This window comes from Enterovirga sp. (genome assembly GCF_028290205.1).
Classification (GTDB): domain Bacteria; phylum Pseudomonadota; class Alphaproteobacteria; order Rhizobiales; family Beijerinckiaceae; genus Enterovirga.
On sequence record NZ_JAQGKF010000107.1, the window covers coordinates 21,513 to 30,208 of the forward strand.

Below are 8,696 nucleotides of genomic sequence, written 5' to 3' on the forward strand. Positions count from 1 at the left end.
AGCGGTGATGGCCGGAGCGATCCAGGCCGTCGCGAGCCATCCCGACATCCGGGCCGTCCGGTCGCCGGGCGGAATCGAGGCCTGGCAGGTCGAGTCCGATTTCGTGCCGCTGGTGGCGCTGGCCTTCTGCTTCGAGGGCGGCGCCACGCAGGACCCGCCCAGGAAGGCCGGCACGGCCCAGCTCCTCAGCCGGTTGCTCGACGAGGGAGCCGGGAGCCTCCGGTCGGACGCCTTCCAGGAGCGGCTGGCCGACCGGGCCATCGAACTCACCTTCACGGCCGGCCCGGACGCCATCGGCGGCTCGCTGAAGACCCTGGTGGCACATGCCGACGAGGCTTTCGGGCTGCTTCGCCTCGCCCTCGCCGAGCCGCGCTTCGACGAGGATGCCGTGGAGCGCGTGCGGGCGCAGACGCTGGCCAGCCTCCGCTACCAGCAGAACGACCCCGGCACCGTGGCATCCAAGCGCTTTCTGGCAGAGGCCTTCCCGGGCCATGCCTACGGCTTGCCGGCGGCCGGCACGCCCGAGAGCGTCGCAGCCATCACCCGGCAGGACATCGTCGACCTGCACCGCCGGCTCGTGGCCACCGGCAGGCTCAAGGTGGCGGTGGTCGGCGCGATGGCGAGGGACGAGCTGTCCCGGCGGCTGGATGCGACCTTCGGCGGCCTGGGCGGGCAGTTTGCCCTGAACGCGGTCGCGCCCGCCCTGCTCACCGGCCGCGGTCGCCGCGTCGTGGTGGATCTCGACGTGCCGCAATCGGTGATCCGCTTCGGCTATGCCGGCGCCTCGTTGCGCGACCCGGACTTCATCCCGACCTATGTGCTGAACCACATGCTGGGCGGCGGCGCGTTCACCTCGCGCCTGTTCCAGGAGGTCCGGGAGCGGCGCGGCCTCGCCTATAGCGTCGGCACCTCGATCGTGAGCTACCGGCACGCCGCCATGACCTGGGGCTACACGGCGACCAAGAACGAGCGGGTCGGGGAATGCCTGGACGTGATCGCGTCCGAGATCCGCCGCATGCGCGACGAGGGCCCGACCGACGACGAACTGGCCAAGGCCAAGGACTACCTGACCGGCTCCTACGCGCTCGGGTTCGACACCTCGACCAAGATCGCCCACCAGCTCGTGCAGATCGCCTTCGAGGAGCTCGGCATCGACTATATCCGCCGGCGCAACGCGCTCGTGGCGGCTGTCGGCCAGACGGAGATCCGCGAGGCGGCCGAGCGCTCGCTCGGTGACGGCTCCATGCTGGTGGTGATCGCCGGGCGGCCGACGGGGCTCTGAGCCCCGGGCTCCGCCCGGTGTCTGCCGCCGCGAGGCCGGGTCAACCGCACGGAAGGGCGGCCGACCCGGGTGCCCGCCCGGCTAGCGGGCGAACTTCCGGTGCTTCTGCTTGCCGGAGTTGAGGTCCTCCACGCCGAGGCGGCGCTTCTTGTCCTCCTCGTAATCCTGGAAGTTGCCCTCGAACCACTCGACATGGCTGTCGCCCTCGAAGGCGAGCATGTGGGTGGCGATGCGGTCCAGGAACCAGCGGTCGTGGCTGATGATCACGGCGCAGCCGGCGTAATCCTCGATCGCCTCTTCCAACGCCCGCAGCGTCTCCACGTCCAGGTCGTTGGTCGGCTCGTCGAGCAGGAGGACGTTGGCGCCGGATTTCAGGATCTTGGCGAGGTGTACGCGGTTGCGCTCACCGCCCGAGAGCTGGCCCACCTTTTTCTGCTGGTCCGGGCCCTTGAAGTTGAAGGCGCCGCAATAGGCGCGCGCATTCATCTCCCGCTTGCCGAGATAGATGATCTCGTTGCCGCCCGAGATCTCCTCGTACACGGTCTTGCCGGCGTCGAGCGTGTCGCGCGACTGGTCGACATAGCCGAGTTGGACCGTGTCGCCGATCTTGATCTCGCCGGAATCGGGCTTGTCCTGGCCCGTGATCATCCGGAACAGCGTGGTCTTGCCGGCGCCGTTCGGGCCGATCACGCCCACGATGCCACCGGGCGGCAGCCGGAACGACAGGTCGTCGATCAGCTCCTTGTCCTCGAAGCTCTTGGACAGGTTGCTGAACTCGATGACGTTGGTGCCGAGCCGCTCCTTGATCGGAATGACGATCTGGGCCGAGCCGGGGCCGCGCTCGGAGGCCTTGGCGACGAGATCCTCGTAACGCGAGATGCGGGCCTTCGACTTGGCCTGCCGGGCCTTGGGCGAGGCGGACACCCATTCGCGCTCGCGCTCGATGGTGCGCTGGCGCGATTCGTCCTCCGACCGCTCCTGCTGGAGCCGCTTCTGCTTCTGCACCAGCCAGGAGGAGTAGTTGCCCTGGTAGGGGATGCCCCGGCCACGGTCGAGCTCAAGGATCCAGCCGGTGACGTTGTCCAGGAAGTAGCGGTCGTGGGTCACGATGAGGATCGCGCCCGGATAGGTCTTGAGATGCGCCTCGAGCCAGCCGGTCGTCTCGGCGTCGAGGTGGTTGGTGGGCTCGTCGAGGAGCAGCAGCTCGGGCTGTTCAAGCAGCAGCTTGCAGAGCGCGACGCGGCGCTTCTCCCCGCCCGACAGGTTGTCGACGGCCCAGTCGCCGGGCGGGCAGCCCAGCGCGTTCATGGCCTGGTCGACACGGGAATCGAGTTCCCACAGCCCTTTGGCGTCGATCTCGTCCTGGAGCCGCGTCATCTCGTCCGCGGTCTCGTCGGAATAGTTCATGGCGATCTCGTTGTAGCGGTCGAGGATCGCCTGGTGCTCGGCCACGCCGTCGAGCACGTTCTCCCGCACCGTCTTGGACGGGTCGAGCTGGGGTTCCTGCGGCAGGTAGCCGACCTTGGCGCCGGCCGCCACGAAGCCCTCGCCCGACCATTCCGTGTCGATCCCGGCCATGATCCGGAGCAGGGTCGACTTTCCCGAGCCGTTGATGCCGAGCACGCCGATCTTCGCGTCGGGGTAGAACGACAGGTGGACGTTGTCCAAGACCTTCTTCCCGTTGGGGTAGGTCTTGGTGAGCCCCTGCATATGATAGATGAACTCGCGGGCCATCGGCGCCGGATCCTGCTCTGTCGGGTTCGGGAAGAAGCGAGTGGCGATAGCAGGGTGACCCGTTTCGAGCAAGACGACGCACCGCCGCGAGAGCCGGCTTAACCGCCCCTTAACCCTGCTGGCCAACAAGACCTGCTCTTCCTCCGGAGCCACGGCATGGACCAGGCGCGCAGGCTGAGGGCCGAAGCCGAAGGCGGCCCTCCCCTCACCGGGGTCCTGGGCGGCGCCGTGGCGGCCGGGCTGCCGTGTGACGCCGGGCTGCGGCTGAGGCCGCCCGGCCGTGCCCCGGGTGCCCCGTCCGAAACGGGTCGGCCCAGTCCGGCCACCGAGGCGCGATGGCGCCATGGCGAGGTCCACAGCCAGGCCCTGCTGCAGCGGGCCATGGCGGAGTTGCGCCAGGCGGAGGCGCGGGTGGAGGCCGCCGAGGCCCGGGCCCGAAGCGCCGAGAGCCGCGCCCGGGAGGCGGAGACCCGGCTGCGCGAGGCCGAACGCTGGCTGCGTGAGATCTTCACTGCCATCACGGCGGCGCGGTCGCGGCGAGGGTGACGAGCCCGGTCAGGCCGTGTCGGCTGTGCGAAGGGCCGCAAGGTGGCCGCGGGCGATCCCCTTGATGGCGCCGGTCTGGGTTTTCAGGCGAACGCGCCGATCTCCCTCCGCCAGCTTGTCCCGCACCACGGTCGGCTGCCACACGCCGTTCTTCCTCACGGCCGGGCGGACCATGCGGTTGAACAGGGCCGAGGTCTCGGCGACCGAGGCCGAAAGATCGAAATGGCTTTCGGCGCGCTGCCGGGCGGCCGTCCGCATGCTGTTCAGCCGGTCCGGGTGCTGGATGAGGTCCAGCACTGCGGCCGCGACCCCTTCCCAATCCCCAGGATAGGGGCTCGACACACCGGGCCAGTCGCCGGGGCTGACGAGCAGCCCCGTGGAGCCCGCGGCGACGATCTCGGCCACGCCCCCGACCGCGATGGCCACGACCGGCACGCCGGACGCCATTCCCTCCAGCAGCGCGAGCGGCATCGCCTCGCTGCGGGAGGTCTGAACCTGCAGGTCGAAGGCCGGGTAGACGTTTTCGATGTCGTGCCGCAGCCCCGCGAGATGCACCCGCCCGGCCAGTCCGGTCTGGTCCAGCATGCGCCGGATCTCCGGCTCGACCGGCCCCTCGCCGACCATGACGAAATGGATGTCGGGCCGCTCCTGGTGGATGCGCTGTGCGACCTGGACGAACTTGTCGGGGCCCTTCTCCCATGAGATCCGCCCGACGAAGCCCACCAACGTGTCCTCGGGAGCGACGCCGATCGCGTTCCGGAAGGCGGCGCCGGACCGGGAGGGATGGAAGCGGCCGGTATCCACCCCGTTCGAGATCAGGCTCAGGTTCTCGGCCGCGATGCCGCAAGCGAGGGCGCCCGCATAGGCTTCCTGGCACACGGTGATCAGGTTCATGCCGGTCAGCCGTGAGACCGAGAGCTCCTGGCTCCACAGGCTGCGGGCATGAATGGTCGCGACCGCGGGCGTGTTGGTGATGCGGCCGACCACGCCGGCCAGCGTATGGGCATTGGCCAGGTTGGCGTGGATGAGGTCGATCTGATGCTGCCTGATCACTCCCGCCGCCAGCTCGATCGAGCGCCAGAGAGGGTCGTCGTGGATCGGCGCGATATAGGTCCGGCAGCCGAGGTCGCGGAGCGACGCCGTGAAGGTGCTCTCGTAGGGCAGAATGCAGGTGATCTCGTAATCGTGCCGGGGCAGGTGGGCGATCAGGTTGCGGGCATAGGTTTCCATGCCGCCCACGATCGCGTTGCCGATGATCTCGAGGAGGCGGATCGGCCGCCGCGGCGACGCCTTTCCGTTCACGCCGCCGTCTGACATGCCTCGCCTCCTTCGGGAGTGCCGGCCTTGGCGCAGGGCAATCCGAGCCAGGCCGCCGCGGTTCCGCTCATGATCCGGGCGCGGTCACCCGGAGAGACGTCGAGCTCGCTCAGAAGCCGGTGAACTTCGTCCACGAGCTCGCGGATATGGGCGCCACTGCACGGGAAGAACCGGTCGGAGCCGAACTGGATGAGGCCCGGGCCGAGCACGGCCAGGGCCTTGGCCAGCACCTCGCGGCGATAGGCGGGCGGGGGGCCGAACGAGATGTCGAACCGGAATTGGCTTGCGTCGGGCGGAACCCCGTTGATGAGGTCGATCACGCCGACCGCATTCGCCTCGTCGCACCAGGGCCAGCCGAGATGGGCCAGCGTGACCCGCAAGCCCGGATGGTCGCGCACCGCTTCATAGAAGGTGGGCCGGCAGAAGCGGCCGGAGCGGCCGTCGATGAAGATGCCCGAATGAAACAGAACCGGCAGGCCGAGCGCGTTGGCCCGCTCATAGACGCGGTGGGCGCGGTCCTCATAGGGGTACCAGCCGGTGGGGACGAGCTTCAGCCCTCGGACGTTGCCGCGCTCGACCGCCTCCTCCAGGTCGTCGGCCGCCTCGGGGTGCATCGGATTGACGACCGCGAAGCCGATCAGGCGGTCGCAATGCCCGTCCACCAGTTGCGACAGGTGCCGATTGCCGTCGCGCAGCGACTGCCGGTCCTCCATCCGATAGGGGTCGGTGAGAAAGGGGGCGAGCAGGACCGCGACGTCGATCCGGGCCTCGTCCAGGCTGCGGAGCACGCCGGCGGCGTCCTCGCGCCCCGAGAGATGCAAATGGGCGTCGATCAACATGCCGCCGCCTCATCCCCGCGCAGGTCGGTCGTGCTCGGGAGGAGCCGGGGGGGCAGCAGGGGCAAGATCGGCTTGACTCCGCCGGATCCCGGTCGACGAGCCCGGATGGTCGTCGAAGACAAGCCGAAATCCCGATACTGCTCAAGCGTCTTGAGATGTTTCCAAGGGTACTCCACGCAATGAAGACGGAATTGTCCACCACGACAGCAGAAACAGGCCGAGGTCCCACGTCGGTGCCGGACCCTGGCGCGACCGCAGCCGCCGTGGAGGCCCTGATCACCGGCCGCCGCAGCATCCGGGCCTTCCGCCCCGACCCCGTTCCGGCCACGCTCGTGGAACACCTGCTCGACGTCTCCGCCCGCGCTCCGAGCGGCACCAACATGCAGCCCTGGCGCGTCTACGCGCTGGCCGGGGGCGACCGGGCCAGGCTCTCGGCCGCCCTGCGGCAGGCGCATCATCGCGAGCCGGCCAGCGGACGCGTCAGCGAATACGAATACTACCCGGCGCCGCTCTTCGAGCCGTATCTGGGGCGCCGGCGGACGGTGGGGTTTGGACTCTACGGGCTGCTCGGGATCGGCCGCGGTGAGCATGCCCGCATGCACGCCCAGCACGCCCGCAATCTCGACTTCTTCGACGCCCCGGTGGGGCTCATCTTCACGGTCCACCGCGACCTGAAGATCGGCAGCTGGCTGGATTACGGCATGTTCCTCGGCAACATCATGACGGCGGCAAGGGCGCACGGGCTTGAGACCTGCGCCCAGGCGGCCTTTGCCCCGTTCCACGCAGTCATCCGCCAGCACCTGCCGATCGCGCAGGACGAGATCGTGGTCTGCGGCATGGCGCTCGGCTACGAGGACGTGAGCGCGCCCGAGAACGCGCTGCGGACGAGCCGGGTGCCGGCGCGCGACTTCACCACCTTCCTGGGCTTCGAGGACGCGGAAGCCGGCCCCGCGCCGGGTTGAGCGGTCGGCCAGGACGCCGGCGGCGCTACTTTCCGGAGAGGATCACCGCCGTCGTCTCGTCGGGCTTCACCTCGACGACGTCGTACACGGCCCCGCCATGCGTCAGGTAGGAGCGGGGCTCCCTCCAGTAGATGCGGGTCGCCACGATGTAGCGGCCCGGCCAGAGTTTCTCGAAGGTGAACTTTCCGGTCATGTCGACCTTGGTCTCGCGCCGGAAATGCAGGTAGCTGGCCGGCGTGGGCTCGACGTCGTTGCCGAAATAGGACCGCAGCTCGCCACCGAACATGGCGCTGAAGCGCTCCACCGCGTAGCGCGTGGCGGGAAACAGGAACACACGTTCCCCGGCCCCCGTGACGAGCCGGCCGTAATCGCGGCGCAGGAAGGCCTGGCCGTCGATGCGGCCGCGCCCCTCCTTGAAGACATGGGCGGCTTCGGCCGGGACGAAGTCAGACGAGATGTGGACCGGGTGGCAACCCGCCATCGCACAGCCGATCAGCGCCGCAAGGTAGATACGCCACATGGCACGCAACCCAGACCGGGTCCCAGTGTGGCGTGCCGGACGGGATCGTCAAGCAGATTTCGTCTGCAGCAGCTTCTCGACCTCGGCGGTGACGGCGTCGATGGGGGCCATGCCGTCGGTCTCGCAGAGCAGGCCACGGCCGCGGTAATACTCTGACAGCGGCGCCGTCTGAGCCTTGTAGGCGGCAAGCCGGATCTTGAACGCCTCCGGGTTGTCGTCCTTGCGGACGGGCTCGCCGCGGGCAGCCGTCTCGGCCGCCCGGTTGGCGATCCGGGCCACGAGGGCCTCCTCGTCCACCTTCAGCTCGATGACGGCGTCCAGATGCATGCCCTTTCCGGCCAGCATCCGGTCCAGCGCCTCGGCCTGGGGGACCGTGCGGGGAAAGCCATCCAGGATGAAGCCGCGCTCGGCGTCCGGCGCTTCGATCCGGTCCGCCACGATGCCGACCACGATCTCGTCGGAGACGAGTTCGCCGCGCGCCATCACGTCCTTGGCCTTGAGCCCGATCGGCGTCTCGGCCGCCACCGCGGCCCGGAGCATGTCGCCCGTCGAGAGCTGCGGAATGGCGAGTCGCTCCACGATCCGGGCGGACTGTGTGCCCTTCCCGGCTCCGGGCGGCCCGAGCAGGATCAACCTCATGTCACCTCGCCGTCTGATTGCGCCCAAGCGCGGTCCCGCCGGTCTATTTCCGGCGCGGGCCCCGCAGCTTGGCCTTCTTCACGAGGCCCTCATACTGGTGCGCGAGCAGGTGCCCGTGCACCTGCGCCACCGTGTCCATGGTGACAGACACGACGATCAGAAGCGAGGTCCCACCGAAATAGAACGGCAGCGCCGCGTAGGAGATCAGCAACTCCGGCAACAGGCAGATCACCGTAAGGTAGGCGGCACCGATCACCGTGACGCGCGTCAGCACGTAGTCGATCTGCTCGGCCGTCCGCTCGCCCGGCCGGATGCCCGGGATGAAGCCGCCATGCTTCTTGAGGTTGTCCGCGGTCTCCTGCGGATTGAACACGATCGCGGTGTAGAAAAAGGCGAAGAAGATGATCAGGGCTGCGTACAGCAGGATGTAGGCGGGCCGGCCGTGCCCGAGAAAGGCCGACAGCGTCTGGATCCAGCCCGAGCCGGTCTGGTCCGTGGAAAAGCTGGCGAAGGTCGCCGGCAGCAGCAGCAGCGAGGAGGCGAAGATCGGCGGGATCACGCCCGAGGTGTTCAGCTTCAGCGGCAGAAACGAGGTCTGGCCCTCGTACATGCGGTTGCCGACCTGCCGCTTCGGGTAGTTGATCAGGAGTCGGCGCTGCGCCCGCTCCATGAACACGATGAAGCCGGTCACCACGATCGCCATCACGGCCACGGCCAGGATGATGAGCGACGAGATCGCGCCCTGGCGGCCGAGTTCCAGCGTTCCGGCGATGGCCGAGGGCAGATGCGCCACGATGCCGGCGAAGATGATGAGCGAGGAGCCGTTGCCGATGCCGCGGCTCGTGATCTGCTCGCCG

General features: G+C 68.9%; 9 protein-coding genes. 3 read left to right on the plus strand and 6 right to left on the minus strand.

All coding sequences use genetic code 11. The features are described from left to right. Positions 1-7: 7 nt before the first annotated feature. Positions 8-1,282 (plus strand): pitrilysin family protein, encoded by a 1,275-nt coding sequence (locus tag JWR86_RS07545; RefSeq protein WP_299563061.1) that lies wholly within the window; start codon positions 8-10, stop codon positions 1,280-1,282. Between the two features lie 81 nt (positions 1,283-1,363). Here the strand turns inward: JWR86_RS07545 and ettA are convergent, their stop codons facing one another. Next, positions 1,364-3,016 carry an energy-dependent translational throttle protein EttA gene (gene ettA / locus JWR86_RS07550; RefSeq protein ID WP_299563064.1) on the minus strand — a complete coding sequence of 551 codons (1,653 nt, stop codon included), beginning with the start codon at positions 3,014-3,016 and terminating at the stop codon, positions 1,364-1,366. A 156-nt stretch (positions 3,017-3,172) separates the two neighbouring features. On the opposite strand from ettA, the gene JWR86_RS07555 reads away from it, so the two are divergent. After that, positions 3,173-3,562, plus strand: a complete 390-nt coding sequence (locus tag JWR86_RS07555; RefSeq protein WP_299563066.1) for a hypothetical protein — start codon at positions 3,173-3,175, stop codon at positions 3,560-3,562. Between the two features lie 9 nt (positions 3,563-3,571). On the opposite strand, the gene JWR86_RS07560 is transcribed toward JWR86_RS07555, so the two are convergent. Continuing rightward, complete coding sequence (locus JWR86_RS07560; protein WP_299563069.1) at positions 3,572-4,879, minus strand: glycosyltransferase; 1,308 nt, start codon at positions 4,877-4,879, stop codon at positions 3,572-3,574. Beyond that, entirely contained in the window at positions 4,861-5,718 is an 858-nt protein-coding gene (locus tag JWR86_RS07565; RefSeq protein WP_299563072.1) for an amidohydrolase family protein, read from the minus strand. Before JWR86_RS07565 ends, JWR86_RS07560 begins: the two co-directional genes overlap by 19 nt. Positions 5,719-5,951: 233 nt before the next feature. Here JWR86_RS07565 and JWR86_RS07570 point away from each other — a divergent pair, with 233 nt between their 5' ends. After that, the gene (locus JWR86_RS07570; RefSeq protein WP_299563075.1) at positions 5,952-6,680 is read left to right on the plus strand and encodes a nitroreductase; all 729 of its coding nucleotides are present in this window, start codon (positions 5,952-5,954) and stop codon (positions 6,678-6,680) included. Positions 6,681-6,705: 25 nt separating this feature from the next. On the opposite strand, the gene JWR86_RS07575 is transcribed toward JWR86_RS07570, so the two are convergent. The 3 genes from JWR86_RS07575 to JWR86_RS07585 all read right to left on the minus strand — a co-directional run. Beyond that, positions 6,706-7,200 carry a carboxypeptidase regulatory-like domain-containing protein gene (locus JWR86_RS07575; RefSeq protein WP_299563078.1) on the minus strand — a complete coding sequence of 165 codons (495 nt, stop codon included), beginning with the start codon at positions 7,198-7,200 and terminating at the stop codon, positions 6,706-6,708. Positions 7,201-7,248: 48 nt separating this feature from the next. Further along, positions 7,249-7,839 carry an adenylate kinase gene (locus JWR86_RS07580; protein ID WP_299563081.1) on the minus strand — a complete coding sequence of 197 codons (591 nt, stop codon included), beginning with the start codon at positions 7,837-7,839 and terminating at the stop codon, positions 7,249-7,251. 43 nt (positions 7,840-7,882) lie between these two features. Beyond that, a partial coding sequence (locus JWR86_RS07585) for a preprotein translocase subunit SecY (RefSeq protein WP_299563083.1) occupies positions 7,883-8,696 on the minus strand: 814 nt, incomplete at its 5' end.